This window comes from Streptomyces sp. NPDC094147 (genome assembly GCF_044764265.1).
Taxonomy (GTDB): Bacteria; Actinomycetota; Actinomycetes; order Streptomycetales; family Streptomycetaceae; genus Streptomyces.
Map to the genome: position 1 here is coordinate 142,407 of NZ_JBIWHT010000012.1, position 22,391 is coordinate 164,797.

General features: G+C 70.8%; 18 protein-coding genes and 1 pseudogene. 13 read left to right on the forward strand and 6 right to left on the reverse strand.

Translation table 11 applies throughout. The features are described from left to right. Positions 1-2: 2 nt before the first annotated feature. Positions 3-1,673 (reverse strand): MFS transporter, encoded by a 1,671-nt coding sequence (locus tag ACIQ8J_RS19930; protein WP_403272900.1) that lies wholly within the window; start codon positions 1,671-1,673, stop codon positions 3-5. Positions 1,674-1,837: 164 nt separating this feature from the next. Here ACIQ8J_RS19930 and ACIQ8J_RS19935 point away from each other — a divergent pair, with 164 nt between their 5' ends. The 3 genes and pseudogenes from ACIQ8J_RS19935 (at position 1,838) to ACIQ8J_RS19945 (ending at position 3,453) form a co-directional block, all read left to right on the forward strand. After that, complete coding sequence (locus ACIQ8J_RS19935; protein WP_403273042.1) at positions 1,838-2,401, forward strand: TetR/AcrR family transcriptional regulator; 564 nt, start codon at positions 1,838-1,840, stop codon at positions 2,399-2,401. Further along, positions 2,395-2,696 (forward strand): annotated as a pseudogene (locus ACIQ8J_RS19940) (phospholipase A2); the annotation flags it as partial. The gene ACIQ8J_RS19935 and the pseudogene ACIQ8J_RS19940, both read left to right, overlap by 7 nt. Positions 2,697-2,757: 61 nt before the next feature. Continuing rightward, a complete protein-coding gene (locus tag ACIQ8J_RS19945; protein WP_403272898.1) occupies positions 2,758-3,453 on the forward strand; it encodes a hypothetical protein in 696 nt (231 codons plus the stop codon). Here ACIQ8J_RS19945 and ACIQ8J_RS19950 read toward each other — a convergent pair. Next, complete coding sequence (locus ACIQ8J_RS19950; protein ID WP_403272897.1) at positions 3,446-4,831, reverse strand: cation:dicarboxylate symporter family transporter; 1,386 nt, start codon at positions 4,829-4,831, stop codon at positions 3,446-3,448. The genes ACIQ8J_RS19945 and ACIQ8J_RS19950 overlap by 8 nt on opposite strands. Before the next feature lie 138 nt (positions 4,832-4,969). On the opposite strand from ACIQ8J_RS19950, the gene ACIQ8J_RS19955 reads away from it, so the two are divergent. The 6 genes from ACIQ8J_RS19955 to ACIQ8J_RS19980 all read left to right on the forward strand — a co-directional run bounded on the left by ACIQ8J_RS19955 (position 4,970) and on the right by ACIQ8J_RS19980 (position 11,298). After that, positions 4,970-6,568, forward strand: coding sequence for an ATP-binding protein (locus ACIQ8J_RS19955; protein ID WP_403272896.1), 1,599 nt, complete (start codon positions 4,970-4,972; stop codon positions 6,566-6,568). After that, positions 6,565-7,251 (forward strand): response regulator, encoded by a 687-nt coding sequence (locus ACIQ8J_RS19960; RefSeq protein WP_403272895.1) that lies wholly within the window; start codon positions 6,565-6,567, stop codon positions 7,249-7,251. Before ACIQ8J_RS19955 ends, ACIQ8J_RS19960 begins: the two co-directional genes overlap by 4 nt. Positions 7,252-7,366: 115 nt before the next feature. Then, a complete protein-coding gene (locus ACIQ8J_RS19965) occupies positions 7,367-8,761 on the forward strand; it encodes an extracellular solute-binding protein (RefSeq protein WP_403272893.1) in 1,395 nt (464 codons plus the stop codon). Next, positions 8,758-9,654 (forward strand): carbohydrate ABC transporter permease, encoded by an 897-nt coding sequence (locus tag ACIQ8J_RS19970; RefSeq protein ID WP_403272892.1) that lies wholly within the window; start codon positions 8,758-8,760, stop codon positions 9,652-9,654. The genes ACIQ8J_RS19965 and ACIQ8J_RS19970 overlap by 4 nt, the downstream gene beginning before the upstream one ends. After that, entirely contained in the window at positions 9,654-10,499 is an 846-nt protein-coding gene (locus ACIQ8J_RS19975; RefSeq protein ID WP_403272890.1) for a carbohydrate ABC transporter permease, read from the forward strand. Before ACIQ8J_RS19970 ends, ACIQ8J_RS19975 begins: the two co-directional genes overlap by 1 nt. Before the next feature lie 124 nt (positions 10,500-10,623). Further along, positions 10,624-11,298 carry a helix-turn-helix domain-containing protein gene (locus tag ACIQ8J_RS19980; RefSeq protein ID WP_403273041.1) on the forward strand — a complete coding sequence of 225 codons (675 nt, stop codon included), beginning with the start codon at positions 10,624-10,626 and terminating at the stop codon, positions 11,296-11,298. A 169-nt stretch (positions 11,299-11,467) separates the two neighbouring features. On the opposite strand, the gene ACIQ8J_RS19985 is transcribed toward ACIQ8J_RS19980, so the two are convergent. Beyond that, entirely contained in the window at positions 11,468-12,493 is a 1,026-nt protein-coding gene (locus ACIQ8J_RS19985; protein ID WP_403272889.1) for an ATP-dependent 6-phosphofructokinase, read from the reverse strand. 256 nt (positions 12,494-12,749) lie between these two features. On the opposite strand from ACIQ8J_RS19985, the gene pta reads away from it, so the two are divergent. The 4 genes from pta (at position 12,750) to ACIQ8J_RS20005 (ending at position 19,184) form a co-directional block, all read left to right on the forward strand. Further along, a complete protein-coding gene (gene pta, locus ACIQ8J_RS19990; protein WP_403272888.1) occupies positions 12,750-14,891 on the forward strand; it encodes a phosphate acetyltransferase in 2,142 nt (713 codons plus the stop codon). Beyond that, complete coding sequence (locus tag ACIQ8J_RS19995) at positions 14,888-16,159, forward strand: acetate kinase (RefSeq protein ID WP_403607897.1); 1,272 nt, start codon at positions 14,888-14,890, stop codon at positions 16,157-16,159. Before pta ends, ACIQ8J_RS19995 begins: the two co-directional genes overlap by 4 nt. Before the next feature lie 123 nt (positions 16,160-16,282). Then, positions 16,283-17,713, forward strand: coding sequence for a pyruvate kinase (pyk, locus tag ACIQ8J_RS20000; protein WP_403272885.1), 1,431 nt, complete (start codon positions 16,283-16,285; stop codon positions 17,711-17,713). A gap of 226 nt (positions 17,714-17,939) precedes the next feature. Beyond that, positions 17,940-19,184: a D-alanyl-D-alanine carboxypeptidase family protein gene (locus ACIQ8J_RS20005; protein ID WP_403272884.1), complete on the forward strand. Its 1,245-nt coding sequence runs from the start codon at positions 17,940-17,942 to the stop codon at positions 19,182-19,184. Between the two features lie 116 nt (positions 19,185-19,300). Here the strand turns inward: ACIQ8J_RS20005 and ACIQ8J_RS20010 are convergent, their stop codons facing one another. From ACIQ8J_RS20010 to ACIQ8J_RS20020, 3 genes are all read right to left on the reverse strand, one after another. Next, on the reverse strand, positions 19,301-20,644 hold the full coding sequence (locus tag ACIQ8J_RS20010) for a hypothetical protein (protein WP_403272883.1): 1,344 nt from the start codon (positions 20,642-20,644) through the stop codon (positions 19,301-19,303). Next, entirely contained in the window at positions 20,634-21,203 is a 570-nt protein-coding gene (locus ACIQ8J_RS20015) for a DUF6114 domain-containing protein (protein ID WP_403272882.1), read from the reverse strand. Before ACIQ8J_RS20015 ends, ACIQ8J_RS20010 begins: the two co-directional genes overlap by 11 nt. Before the next feature lie 93 nt (positions 21,204-21,296). After that, positions 21,297-21,971 (reverse strand): DUF6230 family protein, encoded by a 675-nt coding sequence (locus tag ACIQ8J_RS20020; protein ID WP_403272881.1) that lies wholly within the window; start codon positions 21,969-21,971, stop codon positions 21,297-21,299. Positions 21,972-22,391 lie beyond the last annotated feature (420 nt).

Here is a 22,391-nt window from a genome sequence, read left to right on the forward strand (position 1 = left end):
TCTCAGACCTCGACGGGCTCGCGCTCCCGCACGGCCGCGTCCTCCTGTGCGGCGGGCGTGCCCCGACGCGGCAGGAGCACTGCCACCAGGACGGTTCCGACGCCCAGGATCACCGCGCCGATGAGGCTGGTGTGGGCGACCGCGTCGGAGAAGGCGGAGCCGACCGCGTGGCTCATCTGCTGGGCGCCCGTGGTGAGTTGCTCGGCCTGGGCCTTGAGCTGGGCGGCCTGCTGGGGGGAGGCCGCGTGCAGGGCCTGGGCGCCGAGCTGCTTGGCCTGTTCGCCGATGCCCTGGGCGACGGCGTATCCGGCGCCGACCGAGTCCTGGGCGGTGGCGAGCGCGGATGCGGGCAGCTTCGTACCGGCGGTCGCGTCCGCGAGGTGCGAGGAGTACGACTTGGCGAGCACCGAGCCGAGGATGGCGATGCCGAGCGAGCCGCCGAGTTCGAGCGAGGTGTCGTTGACGGCGCCGCCTACGCCGAGCTCGGCCTCCGGGAAGGCGCCCATGATCGCGTCGGTGCAGGGCGACAGGGCGAGCCCGATGGCCACGCCGAGGATGATCAGCGGGGCGAGGAAGTCCCCGTACCCGGAACCGGCGTCGACCCGGGTGAGCAGGGCGAGCGCGACGGTTCCCGCGACCATGCCGGCCGTGACGGTGACCTTCATGCCGAGCCGGGGCGTGAGGAGCCCGGTGAGCGCGGAGCCCACGAAGACCGCGCCGGCCAGCGGCAGCATGCGGACGCCGGTCTCCAGCGGGGTGTAGCCGAGCACGAACTGGAGGTGCTGGGTGAGGTAGTAGAAGGCGCCGAAGACCGCGAGGAAGAAGAGGGCGACGGCGAGCAGCGAGCCGGAGAACATCCGGTGCGCGAAGCGGCGCACGTCGAGGACGGGCCGCGGGTGGCGCAGCTCCCACAGCACGAAGACGATCAGGCCGAGGCCCGCGACGACGGCGGCGCCGATCGCCTTGGCGTCCCAGCCGAAGTGCGGCCCCTGGATGATCATGTAGACGAGCGCGCCGACGGAGACGACCGAGAGCAGTCCGCCGACGTAGTCGATCCGGTCGTGGTGGGCGGCCTTGGACGGCGGTACGAGGACGAACGCGCCGACGACCGCGAGGAGCGCGATCGGCACGTTGATGAGGAACGTCGAGGCCCAGCCGTGGTTCTCCAGGAGCGCCCCGGCGACCAGGGGGCCGGCGGCGATGGCGATGCCGGCGGTGGCGGTCCACAGCAGGATCGCCTTGGCGCGTTCCGCGCGCGGGAACGTCGAGGCGAGCAGCGACAGGGTGGCGGGCATGATCAGCGCGGCGCCGACGCCCATGACCGCGCGGGAGGCGATGACGCCCGTCGAGCTGTCGACGAGCGAGCCGGCCACCGAGGCGCCCGCGAAGACGAGCAGACCGAGCACGAGCGCGCCGCGCCGGCTGTACTTGTCGCCTATCGCGCCGAGCAGCAGCATCAGCGCCGCGTACGGGACGGTGTAGCCGTCGATGACCCACTGGAGGTCGGAGCTGCTGAGCCCGAGGTCCTTGGTCATGTCGGGCGCGGCGACGGTGAGGGCGGTGTTCGCCATCACGATGATCAGCAGGCTGAGGCAGAGCACGAGCAGCGCCCACCAGCGCCGCCGGTAGGGCTGTCCCATCTTCTCGACGGGCTGGTTGATGACGAGACCCACGGTGTCTCACCCTTCCACGACAGGAGATCAACTTGCACATCATTGTGCAATTACACACTGCTGTGCAATTTACGCCTCTGCACGCCGCTGTGCAAAATGGCCCTGTGACTGCTACCCCTGCCGCCCCTTCGGGGGGCCGCGCCGACGCGAACCGCCGCCGCATCATGGAGGTCGCCTTCGCCGAGCTGCTGCGCGACCCGGACGCGTCGATGGACCAGATCGCCCGCGCGGCGGGGGTCGTACGGCGCACCGTGTACGGGCACTTCCCGAGCCGGGACGCGCTGATCGCGGCACTGGTGGACGAGGCGGCGGAGACCGTCGCCGACGCGCACCGCGAGGGGCGCGAGGGCGTCACCGACCCGGCCGAGGCGCTGGCGCGGGCCACCCTCGCGGTCTGGGCGATCGCCGACCGCTACCGGCTCCTGGTCGCCCTGGCCCAGCGCAGCGTCACCATGGCGGGCATCAAGCAGCGCCTGGCCCCGGTCCGCAAGGAGTGCGTGGACCTGCTCCAACTGGGCGTGCGCCAGGGCGCGTTCACCTCTCCCCTCCCCCCGGCCGCCCTCGCCTACGTCCACGAGCAGGCCCTGTTCGGCCTGATGGAAGCGGTCAACGAGGGCGCCCTGCCGGCCTCGGAGGCGGGCCGCGCGGCCGCGACGACCCTCCTGCTCTCGGCGGGGGTCCCGGCGGACCGCACGGCGGAGGTAGTGGCAGCGGCGCTGCGCGGGTAGCCCGCAACGCGCAGTCCGCCTGGGCGGCGTACGACTCCGACCGGTCGACGGACTACTGCCCCAAGCCCCCCGACAACCCCTTCGGCTTCCCCGTCAAACTGCCCTGCGCCCGCCACGACTTGGGCTCCCGCAACTACAAGGCGGCAGGCCGGTTTCCCCGCCCACAAGAGCCGCCTGGACGGCGCCCTGCACGAAGACCCGAAGCGCGTGTGCGCGGCGTACGGTGGCGCGAAGCAGACGTCGGGCATCCGCGCCGGCCTGGACGTACTACCGGGCGGTGAAGGCCTTCGGCTGACGGGCGACGGGTCCGGACCCCGGGTTGGCCCCCCGCCCGCTCGCCCGGCAGCATGGGCCCGGTGACACACGTACCGCATGAAGAGTCCGAGCACCGGCCGCTGCCTGCCTGGCTGCGGGTGACTCAGGGGGAAACGCGATGGGCCTCGACGGTTGCGGTGCTGACCGCCGTCGGGTTGCAGTGGACGCTGCCCGAGCGGCTGTCGATCCATCCCGTCTGGCTGCTGCCCGCGCTGGAGCTCGCGCTCGTGGTGGCGCTGATCGCGGGCAACCCCGTACGCATCGAGCGCGCCTCGCGGCTCTACCGGCTGGCCGGGCTCGTGCTGATCGCCTGTATCAGCGCCGCCAACGGCTGGTCGGCGGTGCGGCTCGTGGTCGGGCTCGTACGGGGTGTGGAGGGCGGCGATGCCGGGGCGCTGCTCGTGACGGGCGGCGGCATCTGGCTGACCAATGTGATCGCCTTCGCGCTCTGGTACTGGGAGTGGGACCGGGGCGGGCCGATCGCCCGGATGCAGGCCACCCGCTCCCACCCCGACTTCCTCTTCCCGCAGATGCAGAGCCCCGAACTCGCCCCGCCGCACTGGGAACCGGCGTTCCCCGACTATCTGTATCTGTCCTTCACCAACGCCACCGCGTTCAGTCCGACCGATGTGATGCCGCTGAACCGGTGGGCGAAGATGCTGATGATGCTTCAGTCGGCGGTGTCGCTGCTGACTGTCGTGCTGGTGGTCGCGCGCGCCGTCAATATTCTCAAGTAGCCACCGGAGTCGGCGACTTGTCGGGCTCGCGCTGGTCCGGCAGGGCCGGGTCGTCCTGCGTCAGCATCTGCTCGTCGAAGGGGAGGCGGCCCGCCAGGACCTCCTCGACGCGGGCCTTGTCGATCTCCTTGGTCCAGGTGCCGACAAGCACCGTCGCCACCGCGTTGCCCGCGAAGTTGGTCAGCGCCCGCGCCTCGCTCATGAAGCGGTCGATGCCGACGATCAGGCCCACGCCGTCCACCAGCTCGGGTCGGTGCGACTGGAGCCCGCCCGCCAGGGTGGCGAGTCCCGCGCCCGTCACGCCCGCCGCGCCCTTCGAGGCGATGACCATGAAGACGAGGAGCGAGATCTGCTCGCCCGCGCCCAGCGGCTTGCCCATCGCGTTCGCGATGAACAGCGAGGACATCGTCAGGTAGATGGCGGTGCCGTCCAGGTTGAACGAGTACCCCGTCGGCACCGTGATGCCGGCCACCGACCGGCTCACGCCCAGGTGCTCCATCTTCGCGATCAGCCGCGGCAGCGCCGACTCCGACGACGACGTGGCGAGGATCAGCAGGAACTCCCGGCCCAGGTACTTCAGGAGGCGGAAGATGTTCACGCCGGTCAGCAGCTTCAGGATGGTGCCGAGGACGACGAAGACGAACAGCGCGCAGGTGATGTAGAAGCCGATCATGATGACCGCGAGGGACTTCAGGGCGTCCACGCCGGTCTCGCCGACCACCGCCGCGATCGCGCCGAAGGCGCCGATCGGCGCCACCCACATCACCATCGCCAGGATGCGGAAGACCAGCTTCTGGATGTGCTCGACGCCGCGCAGCACCGGCTGTCCCGCCGCGCCGAGCGCCTGGAGCGCGAAGCCCGCGAGCAGGGCGATCAGGAGGGTCTGGAGGACCTGCCCCTCGGTGAACGCCGACACCAGCGTCTTCGGGATGATCCCGAGCAGGAAGTCGGCCGTCGACTCGCTCGCACCCGCGGCCTGCTTGGCCCCCGCGTGCCGTACCGCCTCGGTCAGGTGCAGACCGGAGCCGGGCTCCAGGACGTTGCCGACCAGCAGGCCGATGGCGAGCGCCACCGTCGACATCACCAGGAAGTAGCCGAGCGCCAGACCGCCGACGGCGCCGACCTTGGCGGCCTTCCGGACCGAGCCGACGCCGAGCACGATGGTGCAGAAGATGATCGGCGAGATCAGCATCTTGATCAGGTTCACGAACCCGGTGCCGATCGGCTTCAGCTCGACGGCGACCCCCGGCGCCGCGAAGCCCACGGCGATGCCGATCAGCACCGCGCCGATCACGGCCAGGTAGAGATAGTGCGTGCGGGTACCGCCCTGGGCCCTGGGGGCCCGGGGGCGGTCCACCCGTGCGGCTGCGTCTGCCACGGGGGTTCCTCCTCGATTGCGGCTGCGGCCATGTCCCGATGGCCGAGGGAACGATCCCCGCGACTATCCAGCACGATGTGACCCCGGTCACCCTTGCGTGCATTTCGTTCATACAGAACCAGCCAGCACACTTACGGCATGCGCCTCCCCGGACCCCGAAGTCTCGCCGGCCAGCTCTTCGCCATGCAGGTGGTGCTGGTCGCGGCGATCGTCGCGGGGTGCGCGCTCTTCTCGTACGTCACCGACCGGGCCCAGGCCGCGGAGACCGCGCGCCGTCAGGCCATCGCGACCGCGACCTCCGTCGCCGCCTCGCCCGCCGTGGTGGCGGCGGCCCGCACCAAGGACCCCACGGCCGCGCTCCAGCCGTACGCGGAGACGCTGCGCGGCACGACCGGCGTCGACTTCGTCGTGGTCATGGCCCCGGACGGCATCCGCTGGACGCATCCGGTGCCGGGCGAGATCGGGAAGAAGTACCTCGGGGACATCGCCCCGGCGCTGCGCGGGAAAACGTTCACCGAGACCCACATGGGGGTGCTCGGACCGTCCGTACGGGTCGTGACGCCGGTCCTGGATCAAAATGATCATGGCCGGATCACTGCGCTCGTCAGCGCGGGCATCACCATCGACAACATCAGCAAGCAGGTGCGCAAGCAGCTGGTGGCGCTGGCCGGCATGGCGGGCGGCGCGCTCGCGCTCGGCGGGCTCGGCACCTACGTGATCAACGCGCGGCTGCGCCGCCACACGCACGGCATGAACGCCGCCGAGCTGAGCCGCATGCACGACTACCACCAGGCCACCCTGCACGCCGTGCGGGAGGGGCTGTTGATGCTCGACGGTCAGCGGCGGATCGCGCTCATCAACGACGGCGGGCGCGAGCTGCTCGGGCTCGGCGAGGACGCGGTGGGCCGCTGGGTGGCCGGGCTCGGCCTGCCCGCCCCGCTCGCCGGGGCGCTGCTCGCCTCCGAGCCACGGGGGGACGAGGTGCACATGACGGCCGACCGGATCGTGGTCCTGAACAGCCGGCCGGTCTCGTCCGGCGGGCAGCGCGGCACCGTCGTGACCCTGCGCGACCACACCGAACTCCAGGCGCTCTCGGGGGAGTTGGACTCCGAGCGCGGATTCACCCAGGCGCTGCGGGCGCAGGCGCACGAGGCCGCCAACCGGCTGCACACGGTGGTCTCCCTCATCGAGCTGGGCCGGGTCGAGGCGGCCGTCGAGTTCGCGACCGCCGAGCTGGAGCTGGCCCAGGCGCTGACCGACCAGGTGGTCACCGCGGTCGGCGAGCCGGTGCTCGCCGCGCTGCTGCTCGGCAAGGCGGCGCAGGCCAACGAGCACGGCGTGGAGCTGGTCCTCACCGAGGGCAGCGCCATCGGGGACGGTCTGCTGCCGGCCACCCTGCCCGCCCGCGACCTCGTCACCGTGCTCGGCAATCTGATCGACAACGCGGTGGACGCGGCGCAGGGCAGCGCGGCCGCCGAGGTCGCCGTCACGCTCACCACCGAGGACGGTCAGCTCCTGGTGCGGGTCGCGGACAGCGGGCCCGGCGTCGATCCGGCCGCCGCCGAGGCCGTGTTCGAACGGGGCTGGTCGACCAAGAGCCCGGGGCGCGGCCTCGGCCTCGCGCTGGTGCGGCTGACCGCGGCCCGGCACGGCGGCACCATCGCACTGGCCCGAAGTCCGTACGGAGGCGCCGAGTTCACCGTACGGCTGCCGATAGAGCAGGGAGTGCACGCATGATCAGAGTGCTGGTGGTCGAGGACGATCCCGTCGCCGCCGAGGCGCACCGGCTCTACGTCGGCCGGGTGCCCGGCTTCACCGCCGTGGGGGTCGCGCACTCGCGGGCCGAGGCGCTGCGCGCCCTTGAGCGGACCGAGGTCGACCTGCTGCTGCTCGACCTGTACCTCCCCGACGGGCACGGCCTCCAGCTCGTACGGTCGCTGCGGGCGGCCGGGTACGGCGCCGATGTCATCGCGGTGACCTCGGCCCGCGATCTGACGATGGTGCGCGAGGGCGTCTCGCTCGGGGTCGTGCAGTACGTACTGAAGCCGTTCACGTTCCCGACGCTGCGCGACCGCCTGGTGCGGTACGCCGAGTTCCGGGCGACGGCCGGGGAGGCGAGCGGGCAGGAGGAGGTCGACCGGGCGCTCGCCGCGCTGCGCGCCCCGCAGGCCTCGGCGCTCCCCAAGGGGCTGAGTGCGCCGACCCTTCAGGCGGTCACGCGGACGCTGCGCGAGGCGCCCGACGGGGTGACGGCGGCCGAGACCGGCCTCGCGGTGGGCATCTCGCGGATCACCGCCCGCCGCTACCTGGAGCACCTGGTCACCACCGGACGCGCCGAGCGCACCCCGCAGTACGGCCAGATCGGCCGCCCGGAGCTCCAGTACCGCTGGCTCAACTCCGCGCGCGGGCCCGGCGGTTGACAAGGTTGTCGGGCGAGGTCCGACGTGGGGTTGACCCTGCCACGGGGCGCCCTTACGTTCACCGGGCAGCCACGTGCGGCCGGGTCCAGGGCCGCAGCCATGGCCAGAGGAGGTCGTGCCCGTGCGCCCCACCGCCCCAGCCTCAGAGTCCCTCTCCCGACCCCGCCGGGCCCCGCGCCGCCCGGTCCGGCTCCCGCTGGTCCTCGCCGCCGTCCTCGCCGCCGCGGCGCTCACCGGCTGCGGCGGCGGATCCGGCGGCGACGCGAACACCGTGCGGATCGTGTACAACCGCTCCACCGACAACAAGATCCGCTTCAAGGACGAGTATCTGGACGCGGTGAAGAAGCAGTTCGAGCAGGAGCACCCCGGCAAGAAGGCCCAGCTGGTGCCGGTCCAGGCCGCGGACAACGACTACGCGGCCAAGGTCCAGCAGATGATGCGCTCGCCGAAGACGGCCCCGGACCTGGTGTACGAGGACACGTTCCGCATCAACTCCGACATCGGCGCGGGCTATCTGCGCCCGCTGGACGACTACTTGACGAAGTGGGACGCCTGGGGCCAGTTCGCCGACACGGCGAAGGCGGCGGCCAGGGCACAGGACGGCAGGACGTACGGGGTGCCGGACGGCACGGACACCCGGGGGCTCTGGTTCAACAAGCAGATCTTCGCGAAGGCGGGCCTGCCCGCCGACTGGCAGCCGAAGAACTGGGCGGAGGTCCTGGACGCGGCCCGCACCGTGAAGCAGAGGGTCCCCGGCGTCATCCCGCTCAACGTCTACACGGGCAAGGCGGCCGGCGAGGCAGCGGCCATGCAGGGCTTCGAGATGCTGCTGTACGGGACCGGCGAGAACCCGCTGTACGACCCGGGCGCCAAGAAGTGGGTGTCGGGTTCGCAGGGCTTCAAGGACGCCCTCGACTTCGTACGGACGGTGTACGCGGACAAGCTCGGCCCGGATCCCTCGGACGCCCTCGACCCCAATGTGGGCACGCACTTGGCGACGGACTGGATGCCGAACGGCAAGCTGGCGATCGCCCTCGACGGCTCCTGGCTCGGCCAGAACTGGATCAACAAGGGCCCCAAGGAGTGGCCCGCCTGGTCGACCGTGCTCGGCCAGGCGCCGATGCCCACCCAGGACGGCCGGGCGCCGGGCAAGGTCTCCATGTCGGGCGGCTGGACCTGGGCGATCCCGGCGAAGGCGGGCAACCCCGATCTCGCCTTCGACTTCGTCAAGACGATGCAGACGCAGCAGAACGCGGTGCGGTGGGACGTGGCGGACGCCCAGATCGCGGTCCGCAAGGACGTGGCGGCCGACCCGACGTATCTGCACTCGATGCCCGGCATCACCTTCTTCACCGGACTGGTCCAGTACACCCACTACCGGCCCGCGCTGCCGGTCTATCCGCAGGTGTCGACGGCGATCGGCGAGGCGATGGAGTCGGTGACCACCGGCGGCTCGGCGGCCTCCGCCGCCAAGGCGTACGACGACCAGCTGAAGACGATCGCCCAGTGACGGCCGTGCCCGCGGCGGCCGCGGCCCGCGAGCGGCGCGGGGTGCGGGCGGTGCGCTGGCTGCCGATCGCGCCCGCCACCCTGCTCCTGCTGCTGTTCCTGGCCGGGCCCATCGGTTACTGCGTCTACATCGCCTTCACCGACATGCGGCTGACCGGCTCCTCGTCCGTCGACTTCGTCGGCTTCGCCAACTTCCGGCGGGCGTTCGCCGACCCCGCGTTCCGCAACGCGGTCTGGCTGACCCTCGTCTTCACCGTCCTGTCCTCGCTGGTCGGGCAGAACACCCTGGGCCTTGCGCTCGCCGCGCTGATGCGCCGGGCCTCGCGGCCGGTGCGGACGTTCACCGGGGCGCTGGTGATCACGGCCTGGGTGCTGCCGGAGATCGTGGCGGCCTTCCTCCTGTACGCCTTCTTCCGGCGCGAGGGCACCTTGAACGCCATCCTCGGCTGGCTCCATCTCCCCGCCCAGAACTGGCTGTTCACCCTGCCGATCCTCGCGGTGTCGTTCGCCAACGTGTGGCGCGGCACCGCGTTCTCGATGCTCATCTACTCGGCCGCGCTCGCCGAGATCCCGCGGGACATCGAGGAGGCGGCCGAGGTCGACGGGGCGAGCGGGGCGCGCCGGTTCTGGCACATCACGCTGCCGATGATCCGCCGCTCCATCGGCACCAACCTCATGCTCAACACCCTCCAGACGCTGTCCGTCTTCGGTCTCATCTGGGCGATGACCCGGGGCGGTCCGGGCGACCGCAGCCAGACGCTGCCGGTGTTCATGTACGACCAGGCGTTCCTGAAGAGCCTGATCGGCTACGGCACGGCGGTGGCGCTGCTCCTGCTCCTCGTCGGCTCGCTGTTCTCCGTCGTCTATCTGCGGCTGATGAGGGTGGAGGTCTGATGCCCGCGCCCGGCGGCCGCCTGCGGCGCCGCACCCGGCAGCGGCTGGCCGCCGACGCGGCCCTGCTCGCGGTGGCCGCCGCCTTCGCCGTGCCGCTGCTCTGGCTGCTGCTCGCCTCCGTCGACGCGCAGGCCGATCTGCGCGTACGGGTCCCGGGTTCGGCCACCCTCGACAACTTCTCCGCCGTACTGACCGCCGACATCACCTTCACGCCGATGCTCAACAGCCTTCTGCTGTGCGGGAGTTCGACCCTGCTCACGGTGGTCTGCGCGACGCTCGCGGCATACCCGCTCTCCCGCTACCGCTCGCGCCTGGCCCGCCCGTACCTGCTGACGATCCTGTTCACGACGTGTCTGCCCATCACGGCGGTCATGGTCCCGGTGTACGGGCTCTTCGTGCGGGTCGACCTCATCGACACGATGTACGGCACCGCGCTCTTCCTCGCCACCTCCCAACTCCCGTTCGCCATCTGGCTGATGAAGAACTTCATGGACGGGGTGCCGCTCGCCCTGGAGGAGGCCGCCTGGACGGACGGTGCTTCGATGCCGCAGACGCTGGTGCGGGTGGTGCTGCCGCTGATGGGTCCCGGTGTGGCCGTCGTGACGATCTACACCTTCATCATGCTGTGGGGAAACTTCTTCGTCCCCTTCATGCTGCTGCTCTCCCCCGACCAGCTCCCGGCCTCCGTATCGATCTTCACGTTCTTCGGGAACTACGGCTCGGTGGTCTACGGCCAGCTCGCCGCCTTCTCGATCCTGTACTCGGCGCCGGTGCTCGTGCTGTACGTCCTCATCGCGCGGCGGCTCGGCGGAGGTTTCGCGCTGGGCGGCGCGGTGAAGGGTTAGCGTTGGCGAGCACACGCTTACCCAACCCTTAGGTAACCCGGACAGCACCAAAACCGTACTTTCCTACAAATCGCCTTCTTTGGTGGAACACACCGTAGTCAGACGTGACTCCCCGTCCTACGGTGTGCGCGTGCACCCCTCCCCGCCCTTCAACGCCCTCGCAGCGCGCCGACTGCGAGAGGCCCTGGGCATGGCTCCCGGCCATGTCGCCTACGGCATGCGCGCCCAGTACGGCCTCCCCGTGTCACCGGACACCGTGATGGCCTGGGAGCGGGGGCTCGCGGCGCCCGGGACACGCGAGCTGACCGCGCTCGCCGGAGTCCTGTGGTGCTCCCCCGGCGACCTCATGGCGACCGCCTCGACGCTGCGCGAGCACCGGATGTCACGCGGCCTCACCATCGAGGACATGGCCCGCCGGGTCGGCCTGGACGCCGGGGCCTACCGGCGCATGGAGGACGCGGGCCGCTGGCGCGGCAACGAACGCCAGTCGGCGGCGCTCGCCGATCTGCTCCAGCTGTCGCTGCGCGACTACGTCACGGCCACCGGTCTCGACGAGGACCTCGGGGAACTGCTCCGCAGCGCGGTGACCACGCGCTGGCAGGCGTATGTGAAGCCCGCGGCGAAGCTGCTTCCGCTGACGAAGCAGCATCTGGAGGGGGTGCTCGACCAGTTGCACACGGAGTACCAGTCGCAGATGGTCACCACGCTCAACTGGAACGCGAGCACCGACACCAGCGACACGGGCCGCGCGTTCCTGGACCGCATCGTGGACCGGTTCTGGGAACTGGCCCACGGGTGACGCTCCGCGGGGTGACGGTTTTCGACCGCGGGCCGGTGGGGGCTGGTCGCGCAGTTCCCCGCGCCCCTTCGGGGCACAGGCCCGCTCGGCCGCAGCCACACCTCCCCGGGAGGCCGCCGGCAGGACCTCCGGCCCCCGGGATTCAGGGCGTACGTCCCGCCGGGGCCGGTCAGAACACCGATTCCGCCTCGTACATCCGGCTCTCGGGGACCGTCTTCAGCGTGGTGACGGCGTGGGCCAGCGGCGCCATCACGATGTCGGTGCCGCGCAGCGCGGTCATGTTGCCGAAGTCCCCGCGGTGCACGGCCTCGACGGCGTGCCAGCCGAAGCGGGTCGCGAGCACCCGGTCGTACGCGGTCGGCACACCGCCGCGCTGGACGTGGCCGAGGATGACCGGGCGGGCCTCCTTGCCCAGGCGCCGCTCCAGTTCGACGGCGAGGCGGTTGCCGATGCCGGCGAAGCGCTCGTGTCCGTACTGGTCGATCGCGCCCTTCTCGTACGGCATCGAGCCCTCGGCGGGGTGCGCGCCCTCGGCGACGCAGACCACCGCGAACTTCTTGCCGCGCGCGAAGCGCTCCTCGACCATCTTCACCAGGTCGGCGACCTCGAAGGGCCGCTCGGGCAGGCAGATGCCGTGGGCGCCGCCGGCCATGCCGGACTCCAGCGCGATCCAGCCCGCGTGCCGGCCCATCACCTCGACGACCATCACGCGCTGGTGCGATTCGGCGGTGGTCTTCAGGCGGTCGATGGCCTCGGTCGCCACACCCACGGCGGTGTCGAAGCCGAAGGTGCGGTCGGTGGCGGAGATGTCGTTGTCGATGGTCTTGGGCACGCCGACGACCGGCATCCCGGCGTCGGACAGCATGCGGGCAGCGGTGAGCGTGCCCTCGCCGCCGATCGGGATCAGCGCGTCGATGCCGTAACGCTTCGCCAACTCGGCGCAGTTCTCGGACGCTTCGCGCAGCCGGGCGCGCTCCAGGCGGGCGGAGCCGAGGATCGTGCCGCCGCGCGCCAGGATGCCGCTGACCGCGTTCAGGTCCAGCGGGCGGAAGTGGCCGTCCAGCAGGCCCTTGAACCCGTCCTCGAACCCGATGACTTCGTCGCCGTGGCCGACCACGGCTCGGTGCACGACCGACCGGATCACTGCGTTCAGGCCGGGGCAGTCGCCGCCTGCGGTGAGAACTCCGATGCGCATCGTGCTCAATCTCCTGCTTCGCTGGTCCTGGGACGTCACGCCCGAATCCCCCGTAACGTGAGCAATTCAGATTGTCCCACGCACCACGGCGGACCCGCCCATCCAGCTACTCCGACCATCATGGACGGGGGGTCTTCGGACCCTGCCGCCGGGCCTTTCGTCCGGCGGGCGCCCTATCCATCCGCAGAGGTATTGTCAAGAGGGCAAGACCGCCCTATCTGGACAAATTCCTGCAACGCAGAACTGGAGAGCACGCGTGACGCGCAGCGTGTACGTGACCGGGATCGACCGGGGAGACGGCCGCCAGGTCATCGAGCTGGGAGTCATGGAGCTCCTGACCCGTCAGGTGGACCGGGTGGGCGTCTTCCGCCCCCTGGTGCACGACGGACCGGACCGCCTGTTCGACCTGCTCCGCGCCCGCTACCGGCTGGCCCAGGACCCGGCGACGGTGTACGGGATGGACTACCAGGAGGCGTCCGCGCTCCAGGCGGAGCAGGGTACCGACGAACTCGTCTCGCGGCTCGTCGACCGCTTCCACGACGTGGCCCGCGACTACGAGGTCGTCCTGGTCCTCGGCACCGACTTCGCCGACACCCAGCTCCCCGACGAGCTGGCGCTCAACGCCCGGCTCGCCAACGAGTTCGGCGCCTCGGTGATACCGGTGGTCGGCGGCAAGGGCCAGACCTCCGAGTCCGTACGGGCCGAGGCGCGCAACGCGCACCGGGCCTACGACGGGCTCGGCTGCGACGTGCTGGCGATGGTGGTGAACCGGGTCGCCAGGGCCGACCGCCACGAGATCGAGGAGCGGCTCGCGGCCCGGCTGCCCGTGCCCTGCTACGTCCTGCCCGACGAGCCCGCGCTCTCGGCGCCCACCGTCGCCCAGATCACCGCGGCCCTCGACGGCACGGTGCTGCTCGGCGACGACTCCGGTCTCGCGCGCGACGCCCTCGACTTCGTCTTCGGCGGCGCGATGCTGCCCAACTTCCTGAACGCGCTGACCCCGGGCTGCCTGGTGGTGACCCCCGGCGACCGCGCCGACCTGGTCGTCGGCTCGCTCGCCGCGCACAGCGCCGGCACGCCGCCCATCGCGGGCGTGCTGCTCACCCTGGACGAGCGGCCCGGCGAGGCGATCCTGACCCTGGCCGACCGGCTCGCGCCGGGCACGCCGGTGGTCGCGGTCAGCCATGGCTCCTTCCCCACCGCGCAGGAACTCTTCGCCCTGGAAGGCAAGTTGAACGCGGCGACCCCCCGCAAGGCGGAGACCGCGCTCGGCCTCTTCGAGCGGCACGTGGACACCGCCGACCTGCTGCGGCGGGTCTCGGTGGCCCGCAGCAGCCGGGTCACCCCGATGATGTTCGAGCACGAGCTCCTGGAGCAGGCGCGCTCCAACCGCCGCCGGGTCGTGCTGCCCGAGGGCACCGAGGACCGGGTGCTGCGCGCCGCGGACGTGCTGCTGCGCCGCGACGTGTGCGAGCTGACCCTGCTCGGCGATGTCGAGGCGATCCGCAAGAAGGCCGCCGACCTCGGCATCGACGTCATCAAGTGCCAGATCATCGACCCGCAGACCTCCGAGCTGCGCCAGCGCTTCGCCGAGCGCTACGCCCAGCTGCGCGCCCACAAGGGCGTCACCGTGGAGCTGGCGTACGACGTGGTCGCGGACGTGAACTACTTCGGCACGCTGATGGTCCAGGAGGGCCTGGCCGACGGCATGGTGTCGGGTTCGGTGCACTCCACCGCCGCGACCATCCGCCCCGCCTTCGAGATCATCAAGACAAGAGCAGCCACGCGTAGCGCGTCGGATAGGGCGGTGGTGGGAGACGGGAGGGCAAAGCCGGAGGCCTCGATCGTCTCCTCGGTGTTCTTCATGTGCCTCGCCGACAAGGTGCTCGTGTACGGCGACTGCGCGGTCAACCCGGACCCGGACGCCGAGCAGCTCGCGGACATCGCGGTCCAGGCGGCCGCCACCGCCCAGCAGTTCGGCGTGGACCCGCGGATCGCGATGCTGTCGTACTCGACGGGCACCTCCGGCTCGGGCGCCGACGTCGACAAGGTGCGCGAGGCGACCAAGCTCGTCCGCGACGCGCGGCCGGACCTCAGGGTCGAGGGCCCGATCCAGTACGACGCGGCCGTGGAGCCCTCGGTCGCCGCGACCAAGCTTCCGGAGTCGGAGGTGGCCGGGCAGGCGACCGTGCTGATCTTCCCGGACCTCAACACCGGCAACAACACCTACAAGGCCGTGCAGCGCTCGGCCGGCGCCGTGGCCGTGGGCCCGGTGCTCCAGGGTCTGCGCAAGCCGGTCAACGACCTGTCGCGCGGCGCGCTCGTCCAGGACATCGTCAACACCGTCGCCATCACGGCCATCCAGGCCCAGGCGCAGGGGCAGGAGGCCTCCGCATGACCACCGCCAACCAGGGCACCCGCGTCCTCGTCCTCAACTCCGGGTCCTCGTCGGTGAAGTACCAGCTGCTCGACATGAACGACTCCTCCAGGCTCGCGGTCGGCCTGGTCGAGCGGATCGGCGAGGCGACCTCGCGGCTCAAGCACACCCCGCTGGCGACCGAAACTGATACAGCGGCCCGAAGGGCCTCGGTTGAGGGTGGCGGTGGGCGACGGGCGGGCGCGTCCCGCGAGCAGAACGGCCCGTTCGCCGACCACGCCGCGGCGCTCAAGGTGGTCGCCGAGGAGCTGGCGGCCGATGGACTCGGCCTGGATTCACCGGAGTTGGCGGCCATCGGGCACCGGGTGGTGCACGGCGGTCTGAAGTTCAGCGCGCCGACCGTGATCACCGACGAGGTCCTGGCGGAGATCGAGCGGCTCGTCCCGGTCGCCCCGCTGCACAACCCGGCGAACATCACCGGCATCCGCACCGCCCAGGCGCTGCGCCCCGACCTGCCGCAGGTCGCGGTCTTCGACACCGCCTTCCACACGACGATGCCGGAGTCCGCGGCGCGCTACGCGATCGACGTGGCGACGGCCGACGCGCACCGCATCCGCCGCTACGGCTTCCACGGCACCTCGCACGCCTACGTCTCGCGCGAGACCGCGAAGCTGCTCGGCAAGGCGCCCGAGGACGTCAATGTGATCGTGCTGCACCTGGGCAACGGGGCCTCCGCGTCCGCGGTCCAGGGCGGCCGGTGCGTCGACACCTCGATGGGGCTCACCCCTCTGGAAGGCCTGGTCATGGGCACCCGATCCGGTGACATCGACCCGGCGGTCACCTTCCACCTGGTGCGCAACGCGGGGATGTCGGTGGACGACGTCGACGTCCTGCTCAACAAGAAGAGCGGCCTGGTGGGGCTGTGCGGCGACAACGACATGCGGGAGATCCGCCGCCGCTGCGACGAGGGCGACGAGCAGGCGCAGCTCGCCTTCGACATCTACATCCACCGGCTGAAGAAGTACATAGGCGCCTATTACGCCGTGCTTGGCAAGGTCGACGCGGTCGCGTTCACGGCCGGGGTCGGCGAGAACGCCGCGCCGGTCCGCGAGGCCGCGGTCGCCGGCCTGGAGGAGCTCGGTCTCGCGGTGGACGGCGAGCTCAATGCCGTACGGTCCGACAGCCCCCGGCTGATCTCCCCGGAGTACGCCAGGGTCGCGGTGGCCGTGGTGCCGACGGACGAGGAGCTGGAAATCGCCCAGCAGACGTATGCCCTGGTGCGGCTCTGAATTCCTGCCCGGTCTGACCGGATTTCCGGTTTGCCTGGCCGACACCTGAGCGTCATCCCGCCCATTTGTACATTCCACCAGACGGAATATTCCGTAGCGAAACAAACCGATAGGATCCGCCTTATGCGCCGTTCCAAAATCGTCTGCACACTGGGCCCCGCCGTCGACTCTCATGAGCAGCTCGTCGCTCTGATCGAGGCCGGCATGAGCGTGGCCCGCTTCAACTTCAGCCACGGCTCCCAGGCCGAGCACCAGGCCCGCTACGACCGGGTCCGCAAGGCCGCCGAGGAGACGGGCCGCGCGGTGGGCGTGCTCGCCGACCTCCAGGGCCCGAAGATCCGGCTGGCGAAATTCGCGGAGGGGCCGGTCGAATTGGTCCGCGGTGACGAGTTCACCATCACCGCGGAGGACGTTCCCGGCGACAAGTCGATCTGCGGCACCACCTACAAGGGCCTGCCGGGCGATGTCGTCAAGGGCGACCCGATTCTGATCAACGACGGAAACGTCGAGCTCAAGGTCATCTCGGTCGAGGGTCCCCGGGTCAGGACCATCGTCATCGAGGGCGGTGTCATCTCCGACCACAAGGGCATCAACCTGCCCGGCGCGGCGGTCAACGTCCCCGCGCTGTCCGAGAAGGACATCGAGGACCTGCGGTTCGCCCTGAGGATGGGCTGCGACCTGGTCGCGCTCTCCTTCGTGCGGGACGCCGACGACGTCAAGGACGTCCACAAGGTCATGGACGAGGTGGGCCGCCGCGTGCCGGTCATCGCCAAGGTGGAGAAGCCGCAGGCGGTCGCGAACATGGAGGGCGTCGTCGCCGCCTTCGACGGTGTGATGGTGGCCCGTGGCGACCTCGCGGTGGAATACCCCCTGGAGAAGGTCCCGATGGTGCAGAAGCGCCTCGTGGAGCTCTGCCGCCGCAACGCCAAGCCGGTGATCGTCGCGACCCAGATGATGGAGTCGATGATCACCAACTCGCGGCCGACGCGCGCCGAGGCGTCCGACGTCGCCAACGCGATCCTGGACGGCGCGGACGCGGTCATGCTGTCCGCCGAGTCCTCGGTGGGCGCGTACCCGATCGAGACGGTCAAGACGATGTCGAAGATCGTCGAGGCGGCCGAGGAGGAGCTCCTGTCCAAGGGCCTCCAGCCGCTCGTCCCGGGCAAGAAGCCGCGTACGCAGGGCGGTTCGGTCGCCCGCGCCGCCTGCGAGATCGCGGACTTCCTGGACGGCAAGGCGCTGGTCGCCTTCACCAAGTCCGGCGACACGGCCCGTCGCCTGTCCCGCTACCGCGCCTGCCAGCCGATCCTGGCGTTCACGACGGACCCGAGCACCCGCAACCAGCTCGCGCTGAGCTGGGGCGTCGAGACCCACGTCGTGCCGCACGTGGACTCCACCGACGCGATGGTCGACCTGGTCGACGCCGAGCTCCTCAAGCTCAAGCGCTACAACGCGGGCGACACCATGGTCATCACGGCCGGTTCGCCCCCCGGCATCCCCGGCACCACCAACATGGTCCGGGTGCACCACCTGGGCGGCGGCGAGCAGGACTAGCCGGCCGTTACGCCGTGGAGGGCGGCATCCCGTCGCGTACGGGGCGCCGCCCTCCGGCATGTCCGCTGCTGGGACTTCCAGTTGTGGCGACCGCCGCCCACGACGGGTCCCCCCCCGTTCCGGACGGGACGGGTTGGCGCCCTTGTCCGTTCCATGAACCAGGCGTGGCAAATTCCACGGGCGGACGGGTCAATTCCGTGACAACTCCTGGGGTACGTTCACGGTCATGCGTCTTCCCATATCGCCGCAGGTCCGGCGCGCACTCGTGGCTCTCACCGCCACCGCGGTCACCGCGGGCACCGCCGTCGGTCCGGCCGTGGCGAGCGGCCATCGGGCGAAGCCGCCCAAGTCGGCGACGCCCGGGGCACCCGGCGGCGAGGCCAGGAAGGAGCCGCCCGCGACCATGTCGCAGGCGGGCGGCGCCCAGTTGGGCAAGCCGGGCGACCAAGTCGGCGCGGGCGCACCGGCGCTGCCCCCCGGCCTCTCCGCGCTCTCCTGGGTCGTGGCGGACGGCGACACCGGCGAGGTCCTCGCGGCGAAGAACGCGCACTGGCCGCTCCCTCCGGCCAGCACCCTGAAGATGCTCTTCGCGGACACCGTGCTGCCCGCGGTGCCGCACGACGCGAGCCGCAAGGTGAGCAACGAGGACCTCAAGGGCATGGGCGACGGCAGCAGCGCGGTCGGCATCGTGCCCGGCCAGACGTACCAGGCGCCCGATCTGTGGCGCGGGGTGTTCCTGCGCTCGGGCAACGACGCGGTGCACGTCCTCGCGACGATGAACGGCGGCGTCGACAAGACCGTCACCGACATGCAGAAGCGGGCCAAGGACCTGGGCGCCGGCGACACACACGTACTGAGCCCCGACGGCTACGACGCACCCGGCCAGGTGTCCTCGGCGTACGACCTGACGCTGTTCCTGCGCCAGGGCCTGAAGAACAAGGACTTCAAGGACTACTGCTCGACGGCCTTCGCCGACTTCCCCGGTGGCCCCAACACCAAGGGCAAGCCGTTCGGGATCTCCAACACCAACCGCATGCTGTCGGGCATCGAGGGGGTGGCCAAGTACCCGGGTCTGATCGGCGGCAAGAACGGCTACACCACGAACGCCGGTAACACCCTGGCCGAGGCGGCTCAGCGCGACGGCCACACCATCCTGGTGACGGTGATGAACCCCCAGGAGAACAAGCGCGACAAGGTGTACACGGAGATGCGCCAGCTCCTGGACTGGGGCTTCTCGGCGGTCGGCAAGGCCGCTCCGGTCGGCACCCTGAACCCGGCCGCGTCGAGCGCCTCCGGCGACGGCGGGAGCGGTGGCTCGGCGACGGGCGCCGCGGCCGGTTCCTCGGACTCGGGCATCGGCGCGCTCGGCTGGACGGGCATCGGCGCGGCGGTGGTGGCGGCGGGCGGCGCGGGCGCGCTCGTCCTGAGCCGCCGCAAGAAGGCGAAGCCTCGGACCGACGTGGTCGACTGAGGCGCTGCCCGGTCCCCCGGCATCCAGTCGGTGACAAGCCGTGGCCCGCACCCCGGTGAGAGTGCGGGCCACGGCTCAACTGCGGCTCCCGGATGGGTACATGGGGCCGTGCGCTACTACTCCGGGTTGCCGTTCGTGACGAAGTTGTGGAGGCCCGGGACGGTCAGGGTGCCGCCGAACTGGCCTGCCTGACGGACCGTCACATTCGTGAAGAAGGCGAACGGGACGTTCAGCGGGGGCGGGGTGGCCGGGCTGAACGAGATGGGGATGAGGCCGAAGAGGTTGCCCTTCAGCTCTTCCGTGTACATCGTGACGGTGCCGTTGCGGATCGTGGAGGTCGAGCCGGAGCGGGCCTGCACATGCGTGGTGGTGGGCGTGCCGCCCACCTCGGGGCCGTACACCAGCTGGTGGAGGTCCTTGATGTCCACGGACGAGGCCGTGAACTTGAGGACCTTCTTGGTCGTGTCGCCCGTCTTGACCTCGACGATGCCCGCGTAGTTCAGGCCGCTCAGGGTCAGCATCGAGCTCTTGAGGATCCACGGCTGCGAGGGCAGCGTCGGAACGCCGCTGTCCTGCTTGGCCGCGGCGAGCGCCTTGGGGTCGGCGGTCGGGCACGGGAAGGGCTGCTTGGCGCCATTGGGGATGGCGGTGTCCTTCTTCGGGTCCAACCCCTTCGCGGCGGCCGGGAGTTCGCTGACCTTCTGGCCCGCCTGGTCGGCCGCCTTCTTGATGGCCTCCGCGGTCTTGTCGAGCGGCTGGTCGGCCGCCTTCCCCGTGTTGGTCGTGGGCTTGGACGCCGTGCTGGCCGGCTTGGACGCGCTCTGTGCGGGCTTCGGCGCGGCCGGGGGCGGCGCGCTCGGCGGCGGCGTGTCGCTCGGCGTCGCACTCGGCGTGTCGTGAATGCCGAACAAGCCCTTGAGCGCGTCGCCCAGACCCAGCGGGTCCAGCGGGTTCGTCGTCTTGGCGGGCGGCGCCGCGGACTGCGCCGGAGCCGGGGCCGCGGCCGTGTCCGAGGATGCCGTGTCCGAGGACGGCGTGTCCGAGGGCTGCACCGGCTTCAGCAACTTGTCGACGGAGCCCGCGGCCGAACCCGAGGCCGACGGCGTCGGCTCCTTCGACTTGGCCGCCCTGCTGTCCGGCGAGGCCGCCGACGGGCTCGGCGACGCCTTGCCCGATGCGCTGCTCGACGGGCTCGGCGAGGCCGGAGGACTGTCCGAGCGGGTCACACAGGGGCCCGGGGCGAACGGGATGTCCGTCTTGTCGTCGGCCATCGCGAGCTTGGGCGTGAGGGTCATCCCGACCAGGACCGCCGTGGGCATCGCCGCAAGGGCCATCGCCTTGCCCGCGGGCATGTGCCACTTGGTCAGCAGCGACTTCCTCGGGGCCGCGTGACGCGGCCCGCCTCTTCCCCGCGGGTCGCCGCCTCCGGTCGAGTCCAGCTGCGTCTCGTCACCCCGCACTGTTCCTCCCGCCGTTGGCGTCAACTGTCGTTTCGTAGGCGGCCGTTCCGGGCTCCTGCGCGCGCGGGCCGGGCGCCGTGTCCCCCTCGGGCGCGGATCCGTCCGGCTCGCCGTCGGCGGTCCGGGCCCGCTGGTCGCGTCGCCGGGGCTTGGCGGGCACCCAGGCCACGGCGAGCGCGCCGCCGAACATGGAGAGCAGGAAGCCGATGACGAAGCCGCCGATGTTGGCGATGGGCAGGGAGATCAGCGCCAGCAGAATCGCCGCGATGCCCGCGAACATCCGCACCACGTGGTGGAACCACATGGTCAGGCCCAGCGTGACCAGGAGTACGCCGATGATCAGCGAACCCGCGCCCGCCGTGGTCGACATGGCCAGCGTGACGTTGCCGAGGTGCATGTTGGCGTACGGGAAGTACATGATGGGCACGCCGCCCGCCATGGTCAGCAGGCCCGCCCAGAAGGGCCGGCGGCCCCGCCAGGCACGGAAGCCAAGCCGCATGCCCCGCACGCGAAGCTGGAAGTCGGAGAAGTCGCGGGAACCCGTGGTCTCGGCGCTCATGGAAAACAGCTCCCTGGTACCGCTGTTGCTCTCAGAAAAATTTGGGGGTCCCGGTGGCCGCTCAGCAGGCTCAGCGGCCACCGGGGTTCAGGCTTAGAACTTGCTGGCCGGCGGGCACTCGGGCCCGTTCATGGCCAGCTTCAGGCTGAGGCCCGGGAGCTTGAAGGAACCCGCGGTGGTCGCCCACGCGCGCTGCTCCACGTTCTCCAGGACCGCTTTGTCGGCACGCTGGGCGAAGCCGTACGGGTTGCCGCCCGGCGTCTTGCCGTCCGCACCGGGCTGGATGACGACCCGCTCGCCGTGTTGGCCGGTCTTGCCCTCGCCCGCCGCGACACCGATGTCGAGGTTGGTGAACGTCGCGTCGGTGGAGAGGTCGGACACGTCGAGATAGAGGTTGGTCGCCTCGATCTGCTTGTTCCCACCGGCCTTCAGCGTCATCGTCACGTTGCCGAGGCCGAACGGCAGCGGCTGGACGACCGACTGGCACATCTTGGTGATCTTGGCATCGCTGAACCCGGAGACGACGACAGGGTGCGCCTCGCTCTTGCCGTCGAGGCTCTTGCCGGTCGCCACACTCCCGTACTGCAGGAGGTTGTTACCTTCCAGCTGCTGCGCCGTCACCTTGAAGTCGACACCGGACACACTGAACGAGGCCGCCAGCGCGCCCTGCGCGAGGCCGACGCCTATCGCGGCCGTGGCGGCCACGCTCGGCACCATGACCAGCGCGAACCGCTTCCATCTGGTCCCGCCACGTACTTGGGACTCCATGACTTTCCTCCTTCTCGGACGTACATCTCCGGGACGGACCCTCAAGGGCTGTCACGGGATGGGAGAAGTGCTACGTCCTCGGGAAGGGGAGCGCACGGGAGGTCGACCGCGTACGACTCGCGCACCTCGTCCGACACCGGCGATCACCCCCGAGCGACAACCACTGGCCACGCGTTCGCGCAACCTGGACAGGCCCTGCCGGAGAGCAGAGACCCCCCTGTCCACGGCCGGTGCCACTGCCACCGGCCGGCCCGGTGGGGACCCAAATGGGCGGTAGCACCGATTGGCTGTCGGGCTGGTGCGTTATTGGACCGAGCGTGGCCGATCGTGGTGCATTCGGGGCCGCGACACAAGGGGGATCGTTACTAGCCAGTAACGGCCCGATAACCGAAGCGCGACCGGTCGGCATCGACCGGGCAC

Excerpts from the sequence above, each read along its gene's own strand:
- ACIQ8J_RS19935 (WP_403273042.1), top strand. The coding sequence starts at position 1,838 with ATGGAGGTCGCCTTCGCCGAGCTGCTGCGCGACCCGGACGCGTCGATG.
- ACIQ8J_RS19955 (WP_403272896.1), top strand. The coding sequence starts at position 4,970 with ATGCGCCTCCCCGGACCCCGAAGTCTCGCCGGCCAGCTCTTCGCCATG.
- ACIQ8J_RS19960 (WP_403272895.1), top strand. The coding sequence starts at position 6,565 with ATGATCAGAGTGCTGGTGGTCGAGGACGATCCCGTCGCCGCCGAGGCG.
- ACIQ8J_RS19975 (WP_403272890.1), top strand. The coding sequence starts at position 9,654 with ATGCCCGCGCCCGGCGGCCGCCTGCGGCGCCGCACCCGGCAGCGGCTG.
- ACIQ8J_RS19985 (WP_403272889.1), bottom strand. The coding sequence starts at position 12,493 with ATGCGCATCGGAGTTCTCACCGCAGGCGGCGACTGCCCCGGCCTGAAC.
- ACIQ8J_RS19995 (WP_403607897.1), top strand. The coding sequence starts at position 14,888 with ATGACCACCGCCAACCAGGGCACCCGCGTCCTCGTCCTCAACTCCGGG.
- pyk (WP_403272885.1), top strand. The coding sequence starts at position 16,283 with ATGCGCCGTTCCAAAATCGTCTGCACACTGGGCCCCGCCGTCGACTCT.
- ACIQ8J_RS20005 (WP_403272884.1), top strand. The coding sequence starts at position 17,940 with ATGCGTCTTCCCATATCGCCGCAGGTCCGGCGCGCACTCGTGGCTCTC.
- ACIQ8J_RS20015 (WP_403272882.1), bottom strand. The coding sequence starts at position 21,203 with ATGAGCGCCGAGACCACGGGTTCCCGCGACTTCTCCGACTTCCAGCTT.
- ACIQ8J_RS20020 (WP_403272881.1), bottom strand. The coding sequence starts at position 21,971 with ATGGAGTCCCAAGTACGTGGCGGGACCAGATGGAAGCGGTTCGCGCTG.